Genomic DNA, 23,528 nt, shown 5'->3' with positions numbered 1-23,528 from the left:
CAGTCAAGTCCCGCATTTATTTGACCATTCCGGGCCGCATGCGGAGGAAATCCGGATCGAGACATGGCGCAAAACAAAATCTCGCTGCAGTCCGTCCGATGCGGGGCACGACCATTCCGGCGCGACCGACCGGGAAGGCCGAAAAGCAAGGCGCCCCTGCCACGCATGTCGGCCATTGAACCGTCAAACTAGGGCCGTGGAGTGATGCCGAACCCGGACGGCAGATTCTCGCGGAAGAAGATATCCATCCCCAAAGCGGTTCCCGCATGGCCGGGCTGCAGCTGGTCAGGCGGCTTGCAAAGCAGGGTGATGGCGGTTGAAAGGATGGTGTCGGGATTGCTGTCGATGACGGCGTCCATGGTCCCGTCGATCAGGAACCTGCGGGTGTCGGAGGTCAGTCCGTGCCCGATGAAAAGCACATCGCCCGCCCGGTTCCGCTCGACCAGCGCCCGGGCGATACCGTTCGAAGACCCGCCGACATTGTAGATCCCGATCAGATCGGGATGCTGCTCCAGAAGCGAGATCGCATGGCGGTAGTTTTCGCCGGCATCGTCATGGCCTTCGCGCACGCCCACCACGCGCAGATCGGGATACATCTCCTCAAGCAATGCCAGGAAGCCCGCCTCGCGCTCGGAATGGGTGCGGTAATTGCGCGATCCCGCGACCAGCGCCAGGCTGCCGCTTGTCCGCTTGCTGAAACGGGCCAGCAGCATCGCCGCCGTCCGGCCGGCGGAATGATTGTCGAGCCCGACGAAACCCATTCGCGCGGGATGAGGCAGGTCAGAGACGATGGTGACGACCCGGATCCCCGCCGTAGTCACGGCCTCAACCGCCTCACGCACTTCCGGGTGATCGATCGCCATGAAGGCGATGCCGTCGGCCCACGCCGCATGGTGACGAAGTGCTGCCGCCAGAGCCCGGGCACTGAAACTCTCGATGAAGATGCAGCGGATGGATGGCGCGTCGCGCCCCTTCGCCGCGGCCCGCACGCGCAGTTTTTCCCCCAGCAGGCGCAGATAGGGATTGGTGCCGGCAGGCAACAGGAACACGATGTTGGGCGGCCGCGGCGTGGCGATCAGTTCGGATTCCTCCTCGGTCAGGAACCCGAGTTCCAGTGCCGCCTTGAGAACCCGCTCAGTCGTGCGTTGCTTGACCCCCTTGCGCCGGTTAAGGACACGATCCACGGTTGCCAAAGACACCCTGGCGGCCGCGGCGACGTCTGTCATCTGGGGAGCGCGGCGGTCCGGCAAAATCTGTTTCGACACATCAAAAACCATCATTTAATCGCATTTGACGCACCAAATATCTGTTCCTATCCTCCTGTCAAGCTTCTTGTTTCCGGGAGAACCGAAGCTTCTGGAGGTGTCGTACACCTCAAAACAAATCATGGGAGGTCACTATGACAGAACGCAATTCACGCATTCGTTCAATCGAAATCACACGTCGCGCAGCGCTTGGCATGGGGCTTGGCGCAGGCGCCATGGCGCTGATGCCGGGCTACGCGCACGCTGCACCATCGCTGACATTGCGCTACGGCCACAACAACGAGCCGGCATCGGTCGCCGGAGCCCAGGCTGACTGGTTCGCCGAAGCGCTCGGCAAGTCTTCCGGCGGCGACATTGCCGTCGAAGTCTATCCGGCTTCGCAGCTCGGCAAGCTGCAGGAACTGGCCGAAGCGGTCTCGCTCGGCAGCATCGCGCTTTCGCACAACACCGCCGGCGGCATCGGCTCGCTCTATGCGCCGTTCGCAGCTCTCGACACGCCCTATCTCTATCGTGACGTCGACCACCTGCTGAAGGTCACCGATGTCAATTCGCCGGTGATGCAGGAGCTCAACGAGGGCCTGATCGCGGCTGCCAATGTGCGCGTGATCTACGCCCACTATTTCGGCCGCCGCAATCTCACCGCCAACAAAGCGGTCTATTCGCCGGCCGATCTGGCGGGCGTCAAGATCCGCGCCGTGCCCTTCCCGATCTACACCACAGCCGTCGAAGGCATGGGCGCCGTTGCGGTGCCGGTCGACTGGTCGGAGGTTCCGACCGCGCTTGCAACAGGCGTTGTTTCGGGACAGGAAAATCCGGTCAACGTGGTGCTTTCAGTCAAGCTCTACGATGTCCAGTCGCATTTGATGCTCACCGGCCACATGTCGAACGCCGAAATGGTGGTGATGAACGAGGATGTCTGGCAAGGGCTTTCGGCCGAACAGAAGCAGGCCGTCACCACGGCGGCGGAAGAGACCCGGGTCAAGGCCACCAACGCCATTCTCGACAAGGAAGATGCCGAGACCCAGCAGTTGCGCGAACTCGGCATGACCGTGATCGGCAAGGACGACGGGCTGAAGCTCGAGGAGTTCCGGACTTCGGTGAAGGCGCTGGTGGATGAACGCTTTGGCGAGAAGTATGGCGACCTTTATGCGAAGATTGCCGCTGTAGCCTGATCATTCACAGCGAGAGGGATGGGCATGACCCGTCAACATACCACACGAAGCCGCGCCGTGATGGCGCGGCTGGCCGATGCCGGCGTTGCGGTCAGCATCGGCATGCTTGCCCTGATGGCGATCATGGTCGCCGTCCAGGTGGTGGCGCGCAACCTGTTCGATCTGGGCCTGCCCTGGGCTGACGAACTGGCCCGCTTCTGCAGCATCGGGCTGGTGTTCCTCTCCATACCAAGCCTGGTGATCCGCCATCAGATGGTGGCGGTGACCATCGTTCCGGACATGTCGGGCGATTTGCTGCGCCGCGCAATGCATGTCACGTCCGAACTGGCGACGCTGGCCTTCGCCGGCTTTACGCTCTGGGGCTTTGCCGCCTTCCTGCCGCGCGCGGGGAAATTCCTGACGCCGGCGATGGGCATGCCCAACTGGGGATATTACGCCCCGGCGCTGATCGGCACGGTCCTGATCGTGTTTGCCGCGATCTTCCGGATTTCCGATATTCTCCGCGGCCCGGATACGGCCGACAAGGGCATGATCCCATGAGCCTCGTTCTTCTCGGCATATTCCTGGCATTGCTCCTGTGCGGCGCCCCGGTCGCGGTCTCGCTGGGACTTTCCTCGGCCATCGTCATTGTCGCCAACAATCTGCCGGTTTCGGTGCTGGCGCAGCGCGCGCTCAATGCGCTCGATTCTTCGCCGCTGCTTGCCGTGCCGCTGTTCATCCTGGCCGCCAACCTGCTCAACGCCATGGGTGTAACCACCCATTTGTTCGATCTCGTACGACTTTTGCTTGGCCGCATCCGCGGCGCGGTGGCGCAGGTCAGCGTGCTGGTCAGCCTGATCTTTTCCGGCATCTCCGGAGCGGCGCTGGCCGACATCGGGGCGCTGGGCGCGGTGCAGATCAACCAGATGAAGGCGCAAGGGTATCGCGAGGATTTCGCCGCAGGCCTGACGGTCGCCGCAGCAACCATCGGCCCGATCTTTCCGCCCTCGATCCCGATCATCATCTATGCCAGCGTCGCCAATGTCTCGGCGGTGAAGCTGCTGGTCGCAGGCATCGTCCCGGCGCTGCTGCTGACGGCCCTGCTGATGATCCAGGTCGCGATCATGGCCCGGGTCAAGGGCTTGCCGCGCGATACTGTACGGCCGACGGCGAAGGCTGTCGTTTCCAAGTTCGTAGTGTCCTTCCCTGCCCTGATGGCTCCGGTGCTGCTGATCGGCGGGCTGCTGAGCGGCTATTTCGGCCCGACCGAAGTGGCGGGCGTCACCGTTGCCTATGCCTGTCTGATCGGCGTCTTCATCTACCGCAGCCTGACCATGACCAAGATGATCGCCTGCCTCAGGGAAACCGTCGAGGCGACAGCCAATATCCTGTTCATCGTGTCGGCCGCGGCGCTGTTTGCCTGGGTGCTGACGCTCGACCGGGTGCCGCTGATCGCCAGCCAGCTTCTGCTGGGCCTGACCGACGATCCCTTCATGCTGCTGCTCCTGGTCAATGTTCTGCTGCTGGTTGTCGGCATGGTGCTTGAATCCATTGCCGCGATCCTGATCATTGCGCCGATCATCGCACCGGCGCTGACCATGGCCGGCGTCGATCCGCTGCAGCTCGGCATTGTCTTCGTGCTCAACCTGATGATCGGCCTGCTGACGCCGCCCGTCGGCATGAGCCTGTTCATGGTTTCCATCGTCACCAAAATACCGGTGCCGGTCGTCATTCGCGGCGTGCTGCCCTTCCTGGTGCCGCTGCTTCTAGCGCTGGTCGTTGTTTCGGCCGTCCCGGCCATTTCAACCTGGCTTCCCAATTATCTCTTGAAATGAGGCAGACATGAGCAGGTTTCTAGGACCTATCCGGCAACTGGGATATGTGGTCGACGACATCGAAGCGGGCATGGACCACTGGTCGCGGGTCATGGGCGTCGGCCCCTGGTTCTACAATCCGCGGGTGCCGATCGAGGACTACCGCTATGACGGCAAGAGCTACGACGTACACAATTCAGTGGCACTGGCCAATTCCGGCTATATCCAGGTCGAACTGATCCAGACCCGCAACGATGCGCCGTCAATGTATCGCGACTTCATGCAGGCCGGACATCGCGGCCTGCAACATGTGGCCTACTGGACGGAAGACTTCGACGCCGACCTCAAGCGGATGCTCGAGGAGGGCTTCACCGAGAAGATGAGCGGCTGTGTCGGCAAGAACGGCCGATTCACCTATTTCGCCCAGGAAGCGCACCCGGGAACCGTGATCGAGCTTTCGGAAGTGATGGGCCCGAAGGGCCGGATGTTCGACCTGATCCGCTCGGCGTCTGAGAATTGGGACGGCAGCGATCCGCTGCGCCCCTTCCCCGACCTTTCGGCAATTTGAGACACGCATGAAAACCGATCGCATCGAAGCCACCTACCTCATCGAAACGCCGATGGATCCCGCCCGGATCGCAGCGGTGATGGCGGGCGAGCAGTCGAGCGGCACTTTCGTCCGCGTGGCTGGCGAGACCGACGAGTTGCGGGCCCGCGCCGCCGCCGAAGTGCTGGAGGTCAGTGAACTGGATCCGGTCGGGGTCCCCAGTCTCGAGAGCGCCTACCTGCAGCGCAAGGCGGTGGCCGGACCTTACAGGCGGGCTCTGGTGCGGATTGCCTTCCCGGTGGCAAATATCGGCCGCAACCTGCCGACCCTGGCCGCCACGGTGTCCGGCAATCTCTATGACATCGGAGAACTGACCGGGCTCAAACTGCTCTCGCTTTCAATTCCGCAGACCTACCGGGCACGGTATGCCATGCCCACCATGGGCATCGCGGGAACGCGGGCGCAACTGGATGTCTACGACCGGCCGCTGTTCGGCACCATCATCAAGCCCAATGTCGGCATGCGCTCGAGCGAGATCGCCGACCTGGTCGAGACACTGTGCGAGGCCGGCGTCGATTTCATCAAGGATGACGAGGTCTGCGCCAATCCCGATCATGCGCCGATCGCCGAGCGGGTTCCGGCTGTCATGGCCAGGATCCGGGCTTTCCGCGACCGGACCGGGCGCGATGTAATGATGGCCTTCAACATCACCGACGAAACCGATGCGATGCGCCGCCACGCCGATCTGGTGGCCGCCGAGGGCGGCTCGTGCGTGATGGCGAGCCTGAACTGGTGCGGGCTGTCAGGCATGGAGAGCCTCAGGGCGCATACGCCGCTGGCCATTCACGCCCACCGCAACGGCTTTGGCGCAATGTCGCGCCATCCGCTGCTCGGCATCGCCTTTGACGCCTATCAGGCGATGTACCGGCTGGCGGGCGTCGACCACATGCATGTGCACGGGATCGGCGGCAAGTTTGTGGATGCGGCGGACGAGGTCGAAGCCGCTGCGAGACGGTGCATCGTGCCGCTCGCCGCGGACGGAACCGATCCGGACGACCGGGTCATGCCGGCGTTCTCCTCAGGCCAGTGGGCTGGCACCTTGCCGCGGACCTTCGAGGCGGTCGGCAGCCCGGATTTCCTGTTCATGGCCGGCGGCGGCATCCTCGCGCATCCCCGGGGGCCGACGGCCGGCGTCCAGAGCCTGCGCCAGGCCTGGGACGCGATCGGGTCCGGCCAGACGCTGAATGCCTGGGCCAGAAAGGCTCCTGAACTCGGCGCCGCGCTCGACTTCTTCGGGAGTTGAGGATGGCGAGGGGCGCACGCTCGGTCTTCATCGGTGACGATTTCACCGGCGCGTCCGATACGCTGGCCACCTGGGCACGCTCAGGGGCTCGCGTCAGGCTGTTCCTCGACCCGGCCGAAGCGGAAAAGGCCGGCGACGATCTCGACGTCATCGGCATCGCCACCGAATTGCGGGGGCTGCCCGCCGGCCACATTCGGGACCGGATGTCCGGCATCGCCGCCACAGTTGCCAGGCTCAAACCTCGGTATGTGCACTACAAGGTGTGCTCCACCTTCGACAGCGGGCGAGACACTGGATCGATCGGGGCCGCCGTCATCGAACTTGAGCGTGCGCTTGATCCGGTCCTGACGCTCGTTCTCGGCGGCCAGCCAAGTCTCGGACGCTATTGCCTGTTCGGCAACCTGTTTGCCGGTGCGGCCGATGGTCAGGTGTACAGGATCGACCGCCACCCGGTGATGCGCAGGCACCCGATCACGCCGATGACCGAGGCCGATCTTACAATTCACCTTGCCGCCCAGGGACTGGAAGGGTTCGTCTCGATACCCTTTACCGAACTCTCTGCCGGTCCGGAGGCGCTGCTTGGTACGCTTGAGACGTCCCTCGGCAAAGGCACCAGACGATTATTGCTCGACGCCGGGTCGGATGGCGACATCAAGGTCATTGGCCAGGCGCTGAGCCGGATATCCTGCGACCAGCCAATTGTGCTGGTCGGCGCCAGCAGCGTGGCAGAAGCCCTGAGCCACGCATCGACCGGGTTTTCTGCGGCTTCCCCCCTCACCTCATGGCCGACACGCCGGGCTGGCCCCAGCCTTGTGATCGCCGGCAGCCGCTCATCTGTAACCGAGGCCCAGGTGTCGACGGCTACCAAATTTAACATGTTCCCGCTGCTCCCGGCGATGCTCAATGATCCGGAGCGGCTCGAGGCCGTTGCCGAATGCGTTTCGGCCAGCCTTGCGGAAGGCCGCAATGTTCTGGCGCACACATTGCCGGGAGCCGACTACACGCTGGATGCGCCGATGCTCACAGCACGGCTGGTCGAGTTCGTTGCTGCGGTTCTTTCGCGTGTTCCCTGCGGACGGCTTGGCGTGGCCGGCGGCGATACCTCGAGCGCAATCTGCCAGCGCCTCGGTTTCACGGCGCTTGAATTCGCCGCGGACCTCGATCCCGGGGTGGGCCTTTGCCTCGGCCATCATAAAGATCCGGCGCTTGACCGGATGGAACTGATGCTCAAGGGCGGTCAGATGGGACGCCCGGATCTTTTCGACCGCTTCGCTTCCGGCTCCTGAATGCAAAACGCCGGGTGTCAATCTGGCACCCGGCGTCTCCTTTGGTGTTTTCAGACGCGCCGGCTTCAGCCGCCGACTTCGCCGGAAATGACGTCACCGAAGTTGACCCAACGCTCGCCGTCGAACTTCATCAGCTGCATCTGCTCGATCGGGAAGTAGTCGGTTTCCGAGGTGTTCATGGACATGCCGGGCAGGAACAGCGGCAGAGTGACATCCTTCATGCTGGCTGCCTGCTTGAGCACATTCTCGCGGGTCAGGTCATCGCCTGCCTGTTCGAGGATATGCACCATGGTCTGTGCCACCGAGTATCCGTAAACGGTGAAGTTAGACGCCTTGTTGCCGTCCGGGAAGTACTTGTCCATGAAGGCTTCCCAGTCCTTTTTGGCCGGGTCGTCGGCCCACTGCGGATCCTGCATATCCTTGAGATAACCCGTCGAGATCACACCGGTGGAAGCTTCAAGCCCGGCGGGGGTCAGAACAGCGGCCACCGAGGTCGAGACGTTGGCAACGATCTGGGTCGCGTCCCAGCCGATCTCATGGGCCTTCTTGATCGCCTGGGCGGCGAACTTCGGCGTTGCGATGTTGATGAAAACATCGGCGCCGGAGGCCTTCAGCTTGACCACCTGTGAATCCACCACAGGCTCGGCGACCTCGTAGGAGGCTTCGGCAACGATCATGTCTGCCTTGTCGCCAAGGCCGGTTTTCAGACCAGCCAGAACGTCCTTACCGAAATCGTCGTTCTGATACATTACGGCGATCTTGGCATCGGGCATTTCGCTGTTGATCCAGCGGCCGTAGATGATGCCTTCGCTCTGGTAGTTCGGCTGCCAGCCCATGGTCCACGGGGCCTCTTTCGGATTGCCGAACTTGGTGGCGCCGGTGGCAACGAGAAGCTGCGGCACTTTCTTCATGTTCATGTATTTCTCGATCGCCGAGTTCGACGGCGTCCCGAGCGACTGGAAGATCAGCAAGACTTCGTCGCTCTCGACGAGTTTGCGAGCCTGCTCGACAGCCTTGGGCGGCGAGTAGCCGTCATCGTAGGACAGGAAGTTGATCTTGCGTCCGTTGATCCCGCCTTCTTCGTTGACCTTGTTGAAATAGGCGGCAATCGTCTTGGCGATCGTCGAGTAGGCCGATGCCGGTCCGCTGTAGGGCGAGATGTTGCCAAGCTTGATTTCGGTGTCGGTGACGCCGGGCATGTCCGCCGCATGGCTGATTGCGGGAAATGCCAGGCTGGCGCTCAATGCGAGCCCCGCACCCATATATTTAAGCATGTTACGTCTGTTGTGCATGGTTTCCTCCCTTTAAGGTTGCACTACCTAGTCGTACTCCGTTTGGACAGCGCTCCCAACGCTGCCTTCAACAGGCCTCCCAGCCCGGTCGGTATCGCATACATCATGAGGATCATGATGACGCCGTAAACGGCGCCCGACAGGCCCTTCGACAGCTCTTCAGCAATGTTCGGCACGAACATGATGAAGGCGCCGCCGAACAATGCGCCCGGCAGCCAGCCGACTCCGCCGACAACCAGCCCGACAACCAGGGCTACGGAAAGCGCGAAGTGGAAAGAATCCGGCGAAATGTACTGAACCACGATGGCACCCAGGGCTCCCGCAACTCCGGTGTAGAGCGCGCTGACTCCGAAGGCCAGCGACTTGAAAAGTGCTGTATTGACCCCCATTGAGCGGGCGGCGATCGGATTGTCGCGGATCGCCATCAAGGCGCGTCCCGTCCGGCTTCCGACCAGGTTTCTGGCGCAGACATAGGCGAGCAGGCCGATGGCGAAGGTCAGGAAGTAGAGCCACTGGTCCGGGTTGAGCGGCAATCCGAACGGCGCATCAGGCTTGGAGATCACGATCCCCATGACTCCGCTGGTCCAGTGCTCGAAAGGCGTGAGCTTGAACAGCTGCGGCGTGACAACGGCAAGTGCGAACGTTGCCAGAGCCAGATAGACCCCGTCGAGCCGCAGCGCCGGCAGGCCGAACAGGAAGCCGACCACGAAGCAGACGATGCCGGCGATCGGAAGCGTCCACAGATAGCCAATACCAAACTGGTCCATCATGATGGCAGCCGTGTAGGCGCCGACGGCATAGAAGGCCCCGTGGCCCAGCGAGAACTGGCCATTGAAACCGGTAAGGATGTTGAGCCCGAGGATGGCGATCGCGTAGATCATCATCATGGTCAGCTGGAAGATCAGGAAATTGCCGGACAGGAAGGGCGCAGCCACGCCGATCGCGAGCAGGATTGCGCCCGCCGTCCGCATGATCTTCACATTGCCGGTGGCCGCGGCGGGCGCAGGCAGGCTGACACCCTGCTTGGCCGGAGCCTGGCTGTCGGCGGTGGTCGTGGTGTTTACGGACATCAATCAGACCCTCTGTACGACAGTGCGGCCGAACAGGCCCGTGGGCTTGAACACCAGAACAGTGACGATCAGGAACAGCGCAATCGGCAATTTCAATTCGCCGCCGATCTCCGGAATGTAGGTGCCTGCAAGGTTTTCGATGATGCCTACCATGAAGCCGCCGAACACCGCGCCGGTCGGGCTGGTCAGTCCACCAAGCACCGCGCCGGCAAAGCCGTAGAGCAGGATCGACAGCATCATGTTGGGTTCAAGAAAGACAATTGGGGCGATCAGGATTCCGGCGATGGCGCCGATTGCCGCCGCCATGCCCCAGCCGAGCGCGATCATCCAGCCGACGCGGATCCCGACCAGGCGGGCCGATGCGGGGTTCTCGGCGGCCGCGCGCATGGCAAGGCCGACGCGGGTGTACTGGAAGAACAGGAACAGTATCACCAGCACGGTCATCGTGACCGCAATCATTCCAACCTGATGGTTGCTGATCAGGCCGCCGAACTGCGATCCTTCGCCGAAGGGGCTGGGGAACGGCTTGATGGTGAAATCCCAGATGAAGCCGGCGAGACTGTTGATGATGGCAAAAAGGCCGATGAAGACGACAATGTGGCTGAGCACCGGCGCATCGCCGAGCGGCCGGATGACGAGGCGCTCGATCGCGACGCCGCCGGCAAAGGAAATGACCACGGTCAGCGGGATCACCAGCCAGTAGGGAACGCCCCAGGCAAGCATCTGCCAGGCGATGAAGGTGGAAAACATCGCCATTTCGCCCTGGGCGAAATTCAGATGATGGATTGCCTGGTAGATCATCACCACGGCCAGCGCCATGCAGGCATAGATCCCGCCTGTTGCGATGCCGGTGACCAATTGCTGTACGAGAAGCTCCATCGTGTCTCCCTCAGTAGCCGAGATAGGCGGCGCGAATGGTTTCGTTGTCGCGGATTTCCGCGGCGGAGCCAGACATGACGATGTCTCCGGTTTCGAGGACAAAGGCGGTGTCTGCAAGTTCGAGAACCACGCCGGCGTTCTGCTCGACGATCAGCATGGATACCTGCTCTTCCTGGTTGACCTTGCGCAGGATCGAGAACATTTCCTGCACGATCAGTGGAGCAAGACCAAAGGACGGTTCATCCAGCAGCATCAGGCGTGGCCTGAGCATCAGTGCGCGGGCGATGGCCAGCATCTGCTGCTCGCCTCCCGAGAGGGTGCCCGCCTGCTGGTTGCGGCGCTCCTTCAGCCTGGGAAACCAGTGGTAGGCCTGTTCGAGATCCCGTGCGATCTCGGCGCGGGAACTGCGGGTCATGGCGCCGCACTGCAGGTTTTCCTCGGTGGTCAGGCCGGTAAAGGTTCCCCGTCCCTCGGGAACATGGGCCACGCCCAGGCGAACGATGTCCTCGGTCGCCTTGCCAGAGATGTCTTTGCCGTCGAAGCGTATGGTACCGGACCGCTTGATCATCCCACACAGGGCCCTGAGCGTCGTGGTCTTGCCTGCGCCATTGGCGCCCAGAAGCGTCGAGATCCCGCCCTTTTCCACCGAGAAATCGAGGCCGTGCAGGACCCGGAAATCGCCGTAGGATGCGTGCAGTCCCTCGACTTCAAGTAGCATGCTCATTCGGACTGGCCTCCCAGATATGCGGCAATCACGTCGGGGTTCTGCTGCACTTCGGCCGGCGTGCCCTCGGCAATCTTGCGGCCGAAACTCAAGACAACCACCTTGTCGGAGATCGACATCACCAGCCCCATGTGATGTTCGACCAGCAGAACGGTGACACCGCGATCATCGCGGATGTGGCGGATGAGGCGTCCGAGTTCGCCAACCTCGTCATGATTGAGGCCGCCGGCGGGTTCGTCGAGCAAAAGCACGCCGGGCCGGGCCGCCAGGGCGCGGGCAATCTCGACCCGCTTGCGGGTGCCGAAGGGCAGACCATCCACCGGAAGATCTGCAACATCTCCGAGTTCGAGATACTCGATCAGCTCATTGACAGTGGTGTCGACCTCGGCTTCCTGGCGGCGAACCCAGGGCAGGCGCAGCGCATCGGAGAAAAAATCGCTGCGGCTGTTGGCATGGGCGCCGACGCGGATATTGTCGCGCACAGACATGCGCTGGAAAAGCGCCACATTCTGGAACGAGCGGCCGATGCCGACCGTAGGCATCTCGTGGGCCTTCCTGGCGAGCACCGACTGGCCATCATAGAGGATGTCGCCCGATGCCGGGGTGTAGAGACGGCTGAGGCAATTGAACAGCGTGGTCTTGCCCGCGCCGTTGGGGCCGATGAGACCAAGAATCTGCCCCTTGTGCAACTCGAACGCAATGCCATCGAGCGCCACGATTCCGCCAAATCTCACGACAACGTCGCGAACGGCAAGTTGGGGTGGCGAACTGGCGGGTTGAGCTTGCATCAGGGACCTCCATGCTCCGGTCTGTTTTCATGCATGCCCGCCGCTTGAACCGCGGGCATCCAGGTCTGCTCGGGCCGAAGCGGCCGTCTGCCGTTCAAGGCGTCATCGACAACACGCACAAGCGACGCCATCACCGGGCCGACTTCCTTGTAAAGCCGTTCGGGTGGAAAATGATGGGGCGGGGCCCCGCAATTGAAGGCGTAGGTTCCCGATCCGTCGGCGGCGACCAGCGGCGCGCCTGCGGCGTAGATGTCGGGGCGCCATTCGCCGGTGGAAACCACAAAGCCGTACTGCTCGTAATCGGCAATGGCCTTGTCCATGGTCTTGCGCATCAGCATGCCCCTCTCGGGATGCTTCGCGACGGCGGCGAGAACATGCTCCTCGCGCTCCGCTTCCGGCAAAGTGACGAGCAGCGCGCGCCCCATCGCAGTTTCGACCAGCGGAATGCGCGAGCCGATCTCCAGCTGCACGGTGAATGTCGCGGATCCGCGGGATATGTCGACATAAAGCGCCTTGCTGCGATCGAGCACACCAAGCGCAACCGGCGCCGCAAGCACTTCGGCGGCCTGGTCCATGAAGTCGCGGGCGATGTGGCGAATACCGAGATTGGCAAGGGCGGCATAGCCCAGCGTGATGGTACCCGGGGCGAGCTGGTACTTGCCGAGCCTCGGGATCTGCATCAGGTAACCGAGTTCGCACAGGGTATAAGTGAGACGTGTGACCGTCGGCTTGGGCAGGCCGGTGCGTTCGGCGATCTCCTGATTGCTCAGGAATCCGTCACGCGGATGGAAGCAGCGCAGCACCTCAAGCCCCCGCGCAAGCGCGGTCACGAACTTGCGGTCGCCGTCGTGAGCATGGCTCGATCTGTCAGTGTCAACGCCGTCAGCGTTGCCACGTGCATTGGCTGTCATGCAGCCGCTCCTCCCTTTATTGACAAACAATCCATCACATTCTAGCAGTGAGGTCAAATAATAAAATTGAATTTCGCACTGCGGAACTTGGAGGCTTTTTTTGCGGACGTTGGAGGAGACCACTTCCGTACCTGAAACAACCGGCAGAAGCCCGATTCGGGCTTTGCCGGAGTGGTCGAACCATGCCGCCTTCAGCCCGGTGGCCGATCTCGACCGCGCGGCACGGCGGACCGAAATTGCAACCGACGAAGGCTTTGCGGTCTGGCGCGAATGGGGCTCAGGCCCGGCGCTGGTAATGCTGCATGGCGGCGCCGGTTCGTGGAGCCATTACTTCCGTCAAATCCCTATCCTTGCACAGGATTACCGGGTGATTGTGCCAGACCTTCCGGGGTTTGGCGATTCCGCCGACTGCAACCCGGACGCCGACCCGCACCGGATGGCGCGTATTCTCGCGGCCGGACTCGACCGGCTCACCGGAACCGAGCGGTTTCACCTGGTCGGGTTTTCCTATGGCGGGATCATCGGCAGCTTCGTGTCGCGCCTCGTCGCGCCGCGGATCGGAGGATTTGTGATCGTCGGCGGCGTTGGCTTCGAAGCGCGGCGGCAGGATGTAGCGCTGTCGAGCTGGCGTCACATTTCCGATGCCGAGCAGCGCCGGGCCCGGCACAAGCAAAACCTTCAGGCGATCATGATCGCCGACCCGGCACGGATCGACGAGACCGCAATCCTGATCCAGCAATCCAATGCCGAGCGTTCGCGTCACGACACCCGCCCGACAGCGCGCAGCAAGCCGCTGACCGCAAATCTTGATTCAAGCCGGGTCCCGCTGGCGGCGATCTGGGGCGAGCACGATCAACTTGCCGCGCCCTATTTCGACGAGCGGCGGGCATGGCTCGCCGCACGCGATCCGGATGCGACGTTCAAACTGATTGACGACGCCGGGCACTGGGTTCAGTACGAGGCTGCCGACGCATTCAATGCGGCATTGACTGATTGCCTCCGCTCTTTTGTGCAACGAGCGGACAAATGAATTTATTTCTTGGAGGAAAAAATGGCTGGTGATGTGAATTACACGGTGGATGGGAATGTTGCGGTTGTCACGATCAACAATCCGCCGGTGAACGCCTTCGGATTTGATGTCAGGCATGGCGTTATCGAGGCCATGAACCGCGCCGAAGCCGACCCTGCCGTCACCTGCGTCGTGCTGACCGGCGGCGGCCGGACCTTCAGTGGCGGCGCCGACATCACCGAGTTCGGCAAGACGCCGCGCGAGCCCTCGTTGCCCGACGTCAACACCCGCTGCGAAACCATGAGCAAGCCGGTGGTCGCGGCGATCCACGGCTTTGCCTTTGGCGGCGGGCTCGAGGTCTCGCTCTCCTGTCACGGCCGGATAGCATCGGCGGACGCCAAGCTGGCGCTTCCGGAAGTCAAGCTCGGCCTGATACCCGGCGCCGGCGGCACCCAGCGGCTGCCGCGGCTGATCGGGCCGGAAGCGGCCCTCGATGTGATCGTTCCAGGCAACCCGGTCGGCGCAAAGAAGGCTCTGGAAGTGGACATTCTCGACCGCGTTGCGGGCGACGATCTTCTTGCCGACGCCAAGGCCTTTGCGCTGGAACTCGCGGCTGCTGGCGAAATGCCCAAGGCGCTGCGCGATCGCGAAGACAAGCTTGAGGCCGCGCGCCGTGATCCCTCGGCACTCGACGCCCATGCCGCGAACCTGACCAAGAAGGCACGCGGCCTCGAGGCTCCGCTTGCCTGCGTCCGCGCCGTCCGCATGGCGCTCGACACGCCGTTCGACGAGGCGCTGGCCAAGGAACGCGAGATGTTCATCGAGCTGATGAACGGCGAGCAGTCGAAAGCCCAGCGGCACCTTTTCTTCGCCGAGCGCGAGGCCAACAAGGTTCCCGGAATCGACCGTGACGTCAAACCGCGCAAGGTCAGCAAGGCAGCCGTCATCGGCGCAGGAACAATGGGCGGCGGCATCGCCATGGCGCTTGCCAATGGCGGCGTTCCGGTGACCATCCTGGAGATGAACCAGGAAGCCATCGACCGCGGCATGGCGGTGATCCAGCGCAACTACGACACATCGGTCAAGCGCGGCTCCATTTCGGCCGAGGAGCGCGACCGGCGGCTGGGCCGGCTGAGCACGACCACCAACTACGACGACATCGCCGATGCAGACCTGGTCATTGAAGCCGTGTTCGAGGAGATGTCGGTCAAGAAGGTGGTGTTCGGCAAGCTCGACGAGGTGATGAAGCCCGGCGCCATCCTCGCCAGCAACACGTCCTATCTCGACGTCGACGCAATCGCCCAGATGACCAAGCGGCCGTCGGACGTTCTGGGAATGCATTTCTTCTCTCCGGCCAACGTGATGAAACTGCTGGAAATCGTCCGCGGCAAGGAAACCGCACCGGACGTGATCGCCACCGCGCTGGCGCTCGGCAAGCAGATCGGCAAGGTGCCGGTGGTCGTGGGCGTCTGCCACGGCTTCGTCGGCAACCGCATGCTGTCGTCACGGTCGGCGGAAAATGAGTCGCTGCTGCTTGAGGGCGCTTCACCCTCGGATGTCGACAAGGCATTCCTCGACTTCGGCTTTTCCATGGGCCCGTTCGCGATGGGCGACCTCGCCGGTCTCGACATCGGTTGGCGGACCCGCAAGTCGCTTGGCGAGACCGCGGCAATCGGCGATGCGCTGTGCGAGGCGGGCCGCTACGGACAGAAGACCGGCAAGGGCTTCTACAGCTACGAGGACGGGCCGCGCGACGGAAAGCCAGATCCGTGGGTCGATGCGCTGATCGAGGAAAAGGCCAAGGAACTCGGCGTCAACCGGCGCAGCATCAGCGCCGACGAAATCATTGAGCGGACGATCTATCCGATGATCAACGAGGGCGCACGCATCCTCGAGGAAGGCATCGCGCTCCGGCCGTCCGACATCGATATCGTCTGGATCAACGGCTACGCTTTCCCGATCGGCAAGGGCGGCCCGATGTTCTGGGCGGAGCAGGCAGGCCTCGCGCACATCGTCGAGCGGCTTGAATACTGGCACGGCAAGACCGGCAATCCGGTGTTCGAGCCGGCAGAACTGTTGCGCAAGGCGGCGAAGACCGGCCTATCGCTCGCATCCGCAATGGGTGGCAAGGACGAGGTCGCATGACCGCCGGGCGGCATGCCTGGGAAGCGTCCTACCCGGACAACATGACGTGGGATGCCCCGATCGTGACAGACAGCCTTCCGGCCCTGCTCGACGAGGCCGTCGCCGAGTGTCCCGACCGGGCGCTCATCGAGTTCCGCGGATGGTCGATGAGCTACAGCCAGTTGCGCGACGAAGCGGACGCCTTCGCCGCGGCGTTGCTGGCGGCGGGCCTTGCCAGGGGCCAGACCGTCGCGCTGTTCCTGCCCAACACGCCCTGGCATCCGGTGGCCTTTTTCGGCACACTGAAATCCGGCGCCCGGCTGGCGCATCTTTCGCCGCTCGATGCACCGCGCGAGTTGGCGCACAAGCTCACCGATTCGGGCGCGCGCACCATCGTGACGACCAACATCGGCGGCATGCTCGCCGGCGCGATCAAGCTGATGGAGGCGGGTCTGGCGGACCGCGTCATCGTTGGAGACGACAGCCGTTTCGGCGGTGACAATCCGGCACGGGAAGCGATCCCCGAGCGCGAGGACGTGATCCGGTTCGACGCATTCTGCGCGAGCGGAGCCGCACCCGGATCCTGGCCGGAGATCGGCGAAGACGACATCGCGCTGCTTCAGTATACCGGCGGCACCACCGGCCCGGCCAAGGGGGCGATGCTGACCCATGCCAACCTGACCGCCGCGGTCTCGAGCTACGACATCTGGTTCGAGGCGCTCTACGGCGATCCGGAAGAGGGCGAGAAAGTCCTTTGCATCCTGCCGCTGTTTCACATCTACGCGCTGACCACGATCCTGCTCCTGGGGATCAGACGGCGGGCGCAGATCGTGCTGCATATGCGCTTTGATCCGACCCAGGTTCTCCACGACATCCAGGCCAAGCGGATCACCACGTTCCCCGGGGTTCCGACCATGTGGATCGCGCTTGCCAACCATCCGGACCTGATGAAGACCGACCTCTCCTCGCTTGTGCGCTGCTCTTCCGGCGGCGCGCCGCTGCCGGTGGAGGTTGGCCAGCGCTTCGAAGGTCTGACCGGCCAGCGACTGGCCGGCGGCTGGGGCATGACCGAAACCTCGCCGGCCGGCACCAACCTGCTGCCATTCGGCGAAGCCAAGCCCGGATCGATCGGCATGCCCCTGCCCGGCGTTGAATTGCAGGTGGTCGATCTCGACGATCCGCACCGGGTGCTGCCGGCTGGCGAAGTCGGCGAATTGCGGGTCCGCGGCAAGAACGTGACGGCAGGTTACTGGAACAAGCCGCGGGAAAACGCAGCGGCGTTCGCCGACGGGTTCTTCCTGACCGGCGATGTCGGCTACATGGCGCCCGACGGCTATTTCTACATCGTCGACCGCAAGAAAGACATGATCATTTCCGGCGGCTTCAATGTCTATCCGCAGATGATCGAGCAGGCGATCTACGAACATCCGGCGGTGGGAGAATGCATTGTTCTCGGCATCCCCGACGAGTATCGCGGCGAGGCGGCGAAGGCCTTCGTCACGCTCAAACCGGGGGCCGAATCGTTCACTCTCGAAGCGCTTGTCGCGTTTCTCGAAGACCGGCTCGGACGCCACGAGCTGCCAGCGGCGCTGGAATTCCGGGATGAGCTTCCCAAGACATCGGTCGGCAAATTGTCGCGCAAGGAATTGCGTGACATGGAGAAAAGCAGATCCGCAGCCCCGACACACACCGAACACAGCACATCATAAAGAGTAGAGGATAATCCAATGCAGGATGCAGTCATCGTTTCAACCGCCCGCACACCGATCGGCAAGGCCTATCGCGGCGGACTGAACGACACCGACGGAGCAACACTCGGGGCCCACGCCATCAAGCATGCCGTCGAGCGCGCGGGCATTGAGCCCGGTGAGGTCGAAGACGTGATCATGGGCTGCGCCTTGCAGCAGGGTGCGACCGGCGGCAACGTCGCCCGCCAGGCGCTGGTGCGCGCAGGTCTTCCCGTCACGGTCTCCGGAGCCACGATCGACCGGCAGTGCTCCTCGGGCCTGCAGGCCATCGCGGTCGCCTCGCGCTCGATCCAGCTTGACGGCGTCCCCATCGCCATCGGCGGTGGACTTGAGTCGGTCAGCCTGGTGCAGAACGAGCACATGAATGCATTTCATCGCCAGGACCGCTGGCTAATGCAGCACAAGCCCGACATCTACATGCCGATGATCGACACCGCCGAAACCGTCGCCAAGCGCTACGGCATCAGCCGCGAGGCGCAGGACATCTACGCGCTGGAAAGCCAGCGGCGGACCGCAGCCGCGCAGGATGCGGGCAGGTTCGACGCCGAGATCGTGCCGATCACGGCGACCATGGGCGTGATGAACAAGGAGACCAAGGAAGTCTCCTATCAGGAAGTGACGATTTCGGCCGACGAAGGGCCGCGGCGGCAGACAACACTTGAAGGCCTGGCCGGCCTGACACCCGTGCGCGGCGAAGGGGCCTTCATTACCGCCGGCAATGCCAGCCAGCTCTCCGACGGCGCATCGGCCTGCGTGGTGATGAACGCCAAGCTTGCCGAAAATCGCGGCCTGGAACCGTTGGGCGCGCTTCGCGGCTTTGCTGTCGCCGGCACCGAGCCTGACGAAATGGGCATCGGCCCGGTCTTCGCCATCCCGCGCCTGCTGGAGCGCGCCGGCCTGTCAATTGACGACATCGGCCTGTGGGAGCTGAACGAAGCTTTCGCGGTCCAGGTGATCTATTGCCGCGACCGGCTGGGCATCGACCCGGAAAAGCTCAACGTCAACGGCGGCGGGATTTCCGTCGGGCATCCCTACGGCATGACCGGCGCCCGGCTTTCCGGCCACGTGCTGATCGAGGGCAAGCGCCGCGGCGTGAAATACGGCGTGGTGACGATGTGCGTCGGCGGCGGCATGGGTGCGGCCGGCCTTTTCGAAATCTTTTGAGGACGTTGAACCATGGATCTGAGATTCACAGAAGACGAGCTGGCCTTCCGCGACGAGGTCCGGACATTTTTCCGGGAGGCGCTTCCTGCCAGCATTCGGGAGAACATCGTCGCGGGCCGCCACACGACCAAGGAAGAGCTGGTCACCTGGACCCGGATCCTGCACGACAAGGGCTGGGCGGTGCCGCACTGGCCGGTCGAGCATGGCGGCACCGGCTGGAGCCCGGTCAAGCAGTACATCTATCTTGAGGAAATGAGCCAGACCCCTGCCCCTGCTCCGCTGGCCTTCGGCGTCAACATGGTGGGCCCGGTGATCTACACCTTCGGCAACGAGGCGCAGAAGAGCCGCTTCCTGCCGAGGATCGCGACACTGGAGGACTGGTGGTGCCAGGGCTTCTCCGAGCCGGGCTCGGGGTCCGACCTGGCTTCGCTGAAAACCCGCGCCGTGCGCGACGGCGACGAGTATGTCGTCAACGGCCAGAAGACCTGGACGACGCTGGCGCAATATGCCGACTGGATCTTCTGCCTGGTGCGCACAGATCCGGATGCGCGCAAGCAGTCCGGCATCTCGTTCCTGCTCATCGACATGAAGACACCGGGGATCACCGTGCGTCCGATCCAGACCATCGACGGCGGCGTTGAGGTCAACGAGGTGTTCTTCGACGATGTCCGGGTCCCGGTCGAAAACCTCGTCGGCGAAGAGAACAAGGGCTGGAATTACGCCAAGTTCCTGCTCGGCAACGAGCGCGTCAACATTGCCCGCGTCGGCGTTTCCAAGGAGCGCATCCGGCGGATCAAGGAGCTGGCCGCCCATCAGCGGGTCGGCGGTGAGCGCATGATCGACCAGCCGGAATTCCGCGAGAAGGTGGCGGCCGTCGAAGTGCGGCTGAAGGCACTCGAGATGACCCAGCTCAGGGTTCTTGCCGGCGAGGCGAAACGTGAGAAAGGCACGCAGGATCCCGCGAGCTCGATCCTGAAGATCAAGGGATCGGAAATCCAGCAGGCGACGACCGAACTGTTGATGGATGTCGTTGGTCCCTACGCCATGCCCTATATTCCGGAAGACGATATCGACGGACGCAACGAGCCGTCGATCGGGCCGGACTGGGCCTCGACGATCGCGCCTGCCTATTTCAACACGCGCAAGGTGTCGATCTATGGCGGATCGAACGAGATCCAGAAGAACATCATCGCCAAGGCCATTCTCGGGCTTTAGCACGGACCAGCATTCAGGGGCCCGGACACGAGGCCTGCAATTCGGCGCCGGCGCGGCCGGCCTGTCGGGAGAACAACGCAATGGATTTTGACCTTTCCGAAGAACAGGGCATGCTCAAGGACAGCGTGGAACGCCTGCTCAAGGACCAGTACGGTTTCGAGGCGCGCGGCAAGTACCGCGCCGGCGACACCGGTTTCAGCGAGAAGATGTGGAACCAGTATGCCGAACTCGGTCTGCTGGCGCTGCCGTTCGCCGAAGAGGACGGTGGCATCGGCGGCGGCGCCACCGAAACCATGATCGTGATGGAAGCGTTCGGCAAGGCGCTGATCCTGGAGCCGTATTTTGCCAGCGTGATCCTGGCCGGCGGCGTGCTTCGTCATGCCGGCAACAGCGAACAGAAGTCCACCCTGATCCCGGGCATTGCCGACGGCAGCCTGAGGATGGCTTTTGCCTGCGCCGAACCGCAGGGCCGATATGATTTGTTCGACGTCGAAACAACTGCGAAAAAGAATGGCGACGGCTGGGTGATCGACGGCAAGAAGGCGCTGGTGCTGCATGGCGACAGCGCCGGCAAGCTCATCGTCTCGGCCCGCACCTCCGGCGGCTCGCGCGACGAGGACGGGATTTCACTGTTCCTGGTCGACGGGAATGCCGAAGGCGTCTCGCGCCATGGCTATCCGACCCAGGACGGGTTGCGGGCAGCCGAGATCACGCTGCAGTCGGTCAAGGTTGGCGCGGACGCGCTGATCGGCAGCGAGGGCGGCGCCTGGCCGGTGATCTCGCGTGTCTCCGACGAAGCCGTTGCCGCACTCTGCGCCGAGGCCGTGGGATGCTTCGAGAAGATGCACGAGCTGACGCTCGACTATCTCAAGACCCGCAGCCAGTTCGGCACGACGATCGGCTCTTTCCAGGCGCTACAGCACCGCGCGGTCGACATGTTCGTGGAACTCGAACAGTCCCGCTCGATGACCATGTATGCCAGCATGCTGGCAACCGGCGACGACCCGGTTGAGCGCGCCCGTGCGGTGTCGGCGGCCAAGGTGCAGATCGGCGAATCCGCAAAGATCATCGGCCGCGAGGCGATCCAGTTGCATGGCGGCGTCGGCATGACGATGGAATATGCGATCGGGCATTATTTCAAGCGCACCACGATGATCGACATCCTGTTCGGTGACGCCAACCATCACCTCAAGCGGTTGGCACAGATGGATGGCCTGATACGCGAAGACGCCTGAACCCGACAAGAGAGCAAAGCGCCATGACCCCTTCGACGCCCTACTCGCTTGACGGCAAGGTGGCCGTCATCACCGGATCGAGCCGCGGCATCGGCCGCGCCACGGCCGAGACCATGGCGCGGCTCGGCGCGAAGGTGGTCATCTCCAGCCGGACCGCGGAAGCCTGCGAGCCGGTTGCCGAAGCGATCCGGGCGGAAGGCGGAGAGGCGTCGGTGATCGCCTGCAACATTTCGAGGAAAGAGCAGGTCGAAGGCCTGATCGCCGGGACGGAGAAGCTCTACGGCGCGCCGGACATCCTGGTTTGCAACGCCGCGGTCAATCCGGCCTACGGGCCGCTTGCGGATTTGTCCGACGAGGCCTTCGACAAGATCATGGGCTCGAACGTCAAGTCCAACCTGTGGCTCTGCAACCGGGTGATCCCGGCGATGAAGGCAAAGGGCGGCGGAGCCATCGTCATCATCTCTTCGATTGCCGGGATCCAGGGCAACGCGGTGATCGGCGGCTACGGAATATCCAAGGCGGCCGACTTCGCGCTGGCGCGAAATCTCGCCGTCGAGCACGGTGGCGACAATGTCCGCGTCAATTGCATTGCGCCGGGACTGGTGAAGACCGACTTCGCCCGTGCCTTGTGGGAGGACGAGGAACTGCTCAAGAAACGCACCAGAACGACGCCGCTCAGGCGGATCGGCCTGCCCGAGGAAATCGGTCCGGTGGCGGCGTTTCTCGCCTCCCCGGCCGCGAGCTTCATCACCGGACAGGTGATCGTCGCCGATGGCGGCGTCACCATCGCCTGATTCATGTCACGTTCGGCTGGTTACACTCGACAAAAACCTGACTTAATCATTTTCGGGACTGCCGCGCCGGATCACTCCCTGATCGAACACGGCTCGGCCTTGCCCGCCACCAGAATGGAGAAACATCATGTCTGAGCAAATGCAGAGGATCGTCCTGGCCAAGCGCCCCGAAGGCCAGCCGGGACCGGAGAATTTCCGCCTGGAGAAGGTGGCAATGCCTTCGCCCGGCGAAGGCGAAGTGCTCATGAAGGTCCTCTACATGTCGCTCGATCCCTACATGCGCGGGCGGATGGACGATGCAAAGTCCTATTCGACACCGGTGAAGATCGACGAGCAGATGGGCGGCGGCGCGGTTGGCGAAGTCATTGAGAGCAAGTCGTCGCGCTTCAAGCCCGGGGACCTTGCAATGGGCATGTTCGGCTGGGGCAGCCATGGCGTGGTGCCGGCCAAGGAGCTGAGGAAAATCGACCCGGATGTCGCTCCCATCTCCACCTCGCTCGGGGTGCTCGGCATGCCGGGCTTTACAGGATGGTACGGTTTCAACGTCATTGGCCAGCCCAAGGCGGGCGAGACGCTGGTTGTCGGCGCCGCCACCGGCCCGGTCGGCTCGATGGTCGGGCAGCTGGCGAAGCAGAAGGGCCTGCGCGCGGTGGGCGTGGCCGGCGGGGCGGACAAATGCGCCTTTGCGGTCGAGGAACTCGGCTTCGATGCCTGCATCGATCATCGGGCTGCAAGCGACGCAAAGGATCTGCGCAAGGCCCTCTCCGAGGTCTGCCCGGACGGCATCGACATCTATTTCGAGAACGTCGCCGGGATCACGCTCGATGCGGTGTTGCCGATGATGAATGTCGGCGGCCGCATCCCGCTCTGCGGCATGATCGCCTGGTACAATGCCGGCGCGCTTGGTGCCGGACAGAGTGACGGCCCCGACCGGCTTCCTAAAGCCTGGCGGACGATCCTCGTCAACCGGCTGACCGTGGGCGGGTTCATTATTTCGGATCATTTCGACCGCTTCGGCGACTTCCTGGCCGAGGTCGGGCCGCTCGTCAAAAGCGGCAAGATCGTCTACCGCGAGGATGTGACCGAGGGGCTGGAAAACGCGCCGGATGCCTTCATCCGGATGCTCGGGGGCAAGAATTTCGGCAAGACGCTGGTCAAGGTCGCGTAAGCGGACCGTTACAGTCCTCCATTGATCCGAGAAATCACCGC

The 23,528-nt window shown here is 63.1% G+C and carries 21 protein-coding genes; 14 read left to right on the top strand and 7 right to left on the bottom strand.

Annotation, left to right across the window (positions count from 1 at the left end):
- Positions 1-188: 188 nt before the first annotated feature.
- Complete coding sequence (locus tag O4H62_RS17545; RefSeq protein WP_430538462.1) at positions 189-1,184, bottom strand: LacI family DNA-binding transcriptional regulator; 996 nt, start codon at positions 1,182-1,184, stop codon at positions 189-191.
- A 215-nt stretch (positions 1,185-1,399) separates the two neighbouring features.
- Here O4H62_RS17545 and O4H62_RS17540 point away from each other — a divergent pair, with 215 nt between their 5' ends.
- From O4H62_RS17540 to O4H62_RS17515, 6 genes are read left to right on the top strand one after another with little or no spacing between them, the layout of a single operon-like run.
- Positions 1,400-2,437, top strand: coding sequence for a TRAP transporter substrate-binding protein (locus O4H62_RS17540; RefSeq protein WP_269389810.1), 1,038 nt, complete (start codon positions 1,400-1,402; stop codon positions 2,435-2,437).
- 24 nt (positions 2,438-2,461) lie between these two features.
- The gene (locus tag O4H62_RS17535) at positions 2,462-2,977 is read left to right on the top strand and encodes a TRAP transporter small permease (protein ID WP_269389809.1); all 516 of its coding nucleotides are present in this window, start codon (positions 2,462-2,464) and stop codon (positions 2,975-2,977) included.
- On the top strand, positions 2,974-4,251 hold the full coding sequence (locus O4H62_RS17530) for a TRAP transporter large permease (protein ID WP_269389807.1): 1,278 nt from the start codon (positions 2,974-2,976) through the stop codon (positions 4,249-4,251). The genes O4H62_RS17535 and O4H62_RS17530 overlap by 4 nt, the downstream gene beginning before the upstream one ends.
- Positions 4,252-4,258: 7 nt before the next feature.
- Positions 4,259-4,798 carry a VOC family protein gene (locus O4H62_RS17525; protein WP_269389805.1) on the top strand — a complete coding sequence of 180 codons (540 nt, stop codon included), beginning with the start codon at positions 4,259-4,261 and terminating at the stop codon, positions 4,796-4,798.
- A gap of 7 nt (positions 4,799-4,805) precedes the next feature.
- Positions 4,806-6,080, top strand: coding sequence for a RuBisCO large subunit C-terminal-like domain-containing protein (locus O4H62_RS17520; protein WP_269389803.1), 1,275 nt, complete (start codon positions 4,806-4,808; stop codon positions 6,078-6,080).
- A gap of 2 nt (positions 6,081-6,082) precedes the next feature.
- Positions 6,083-7,366, top strand: a complete 1,284-nt coding sequence (locus O4H62_RS17515; RefSeq protein ID WP_269389801.1) for a four-carbon acid sugar kinase family protein — start codon at positions 6,083-6,085, stop codon at positions 7,364-7,366.
- Between the two features lie 65 nt (positions 7,367-7,431).
- Here O4H62_RS17515 and O4H62_RS17510 read toward each other — a convergent pair whose 3' ends face one another.
- From O4H62_RS17510 to O4H62_RS17485, 6 genes are read right to left on the bottom strand one after another with little or no spacing between them, the layout of a single operon-like run.
- Positions 7,432-8,658 carry an ABC transporter substrate-binding protein gene (locus tag O4H62_RS17510; RefSeq protein WP_269389799.1) on the bottom strand — a complete coding sequence of 409 codons (1,227 nt, stop codon included), beginning with the start codon at positions 8,656-8,658 and terminating at the stop codon, positions 7,432-7,434.
- Positions 8,659-8,681: 23 nt separating this feature from the next.
- Complete coding sequence (locus O4H62_RS17505; protein WP_269389798.1) at positions 8,682-9,728, bottom strand: branched-chain amino acid ABC transporter permease; 1,047 nt, start codon at positions 9,726-9,728, stop codon at positions 8,682-8,684.
- Positions 9,729-9,731: 3 nt separating this feature from the next.
- Positions 9,732-10,607, bottom strand: coding sequence for a branched-chain amino acid ABC transporter permease (locus O4H62_RS17500; protein WP_269389796.1), 876 nt, complete (start codon positions 10,605-10,607; stop codon positions 9,732-9,734).
- Between the two features lie 10 nt (positions 10,608-10,617).
- Entirely contained in the window at positions 10,618-11,331 is a 714-nt protein-coding gene (locus O4H62_RS17495) for an ABC transporter ATP-binding protein (RefSeq protein ID WP_269389795.1), read from the bottom strand.
- Positions 11,328-12,122 (bottom strand): ABC transporter ATP-binding protein, encoded by a 795-nt coding sequence (locus O4H62_RS17490; RefSeq protein ID WP_430538474.1) that lies wholly within the window; start codon positions 12,120-12,122, stop codon positions 11,328-11,330. The genes O4H62_RS17495 and O4H62_RS17490 overlap by 4 nt, the downstream gene beginning before the upstream one ends.
- A complete protein-coding gene (locus O4H62_RS17485) occupies positions 12,119-13,030 on the bottom strand; it encodes an IclR family transcriptional regulator (RefSeq protein ID WP_269389792.1) in 912 nt (303 codons plus the stop codon). Before O4H62_RS17485 ends, O4H62_RS17490 begins: the two co-directional genes overlap by 4 nt.
- 163 nt (positions 13,031-13,193) lie before the next feature.
- Here O4H62_RS17485 and O4H62_RS17480 point away from each other — a divergent pair, with 163 nt between their 5' ends.
- The 8 genes from O4H62_RS17480 to O4H62_RS17445 all read left to right on the top strand — a co-directional run bounded on the left by O4H62_RS17480 (position 13,194) and on the right by O4H62_RS17445 (position 23,487).
- Complete coding sequence (locus O4H62_RS17480; protein ID WP_269389791.1) at positions 13,194-14,060, top strand: alpha/beta fold hydrolase; 867 nt, start codon at positions 13,194-13,196, stop codon at positions 14,058-14,060.
- A gap of 21 nt (positions 14,061-14,081) precedes the next feature.
- Positions 14,082-16,184 (top strand): 3-hydroxyacyl-CoA dehydrogenase NAD-binding domain-containing protein, encoded by a 2,103-nt coding sequence (locus tag O4H62_RS17475; protein ID WP_269389789.1) that lies wholly within the window; start codon positions 14,082-14,084, stop codon positions 16,182-16,184.
- Positions 16,181-17,872 carry a dicarboxylate--CoA ligase PimA gene (pimA, locus tag O4H62_RS17470; protein ID WP_269389787.1) on the top strand — a complete coding sequence of 564 codons (1,692 nt, stop codon included), beginning with the start codon at positions 16,181-16,183 and terminating at the stop codon, positions 17,870-17,872. Before O4H62_RS17475 ends, pimA begins: the two co-directional genes overlap by 4 nt.
- Positions 17,873-17,890: 18 nt before the next feature.
- Positions 17,891-19,075 carry an acetyl-CoA C-acyltransferase gene (locus O4H62_RS17465; protein ID WP_269389786.1) on the top strand — a complete coding sequence of 395 codons (1,185 nt, stop codon included), beginning with the start codon at positions 17,891-17,893 and terminating at the stop codon, positions 19,073-19,075.
- A 12-nt stretch (positions 19,076-19,087) separates the two neighbouring features.
- Positions 19,088-20,290 (top strand): pimeloyl-CoA dehydrogenase large subunit, encoded by a 1,203-nt coding sequence (pimC, locus tag O4H62_RS17460; RefSeq protein WP_269389784.1) that lies wholly within the window; start codon positions 19,088-19,090, stop codon positions 20,288-20,290.
- A gap of 80 nt (positions 20,291-20,370) precedes the next feature.
- Positions 20,371-21,525 (top strand): acyl-CoA dehydrogenase family protein, encoded by a 1,155-nt coding sequence (locus tag O4H62_RS17455; RefSeq protein WP_269389783.1) that lies wholly within the window; start codon positions 20,371-20,373, stop codon positions 21,523-21,525.
- 23 nt (positions 21,526-21,548) lie between these two features.
- Positions 21,549-22,319 carry an SDR family NAD(P)-dependent oxidoreductase gene (locus tag O4H62_RS17450; protein WP_269389781.1) on the top strand — a complete coding sequence of 257 codons (771 nt, stop codon included), beginning with the start codon at positions 21,549-21,551 and terminating at the stop codon, positions 22,317-22,319.
- A gap of 127 nt (positions 22,320-22,446) precedes the next feature.
- Positions 22,447-23,487 carry an NADP-dependent oxidoreductase gene (locus O4H62_RS17445; RefSeq protein ID WP_269389779.1) on the top strand — a complete coding sequence of 347 codons (1,041 nt, stop codon included), beginning with the start codon at positions 22,447-22,449 and terminating at the stop codon, positions 23,485-23,487.
- Positions 23,488-23,528 lie beyond the last annotated feature (41 nt).

The organism is Parahoeflea alexandrii (assembly GCF_027214025.1).
In the GTDB taxonomy this organism is placed as follows: Bacteria; Pseudomonadota; Alphaproteobacteria; order Rhizobiales; family Rhizobiaceae; genus Hoeflea; species Hoeflea alexandrii_A.
Note: the sequence above shows the minus strand (reverse complement) of the source record. Positions and strands in the feature narration are given on the sequence as shown.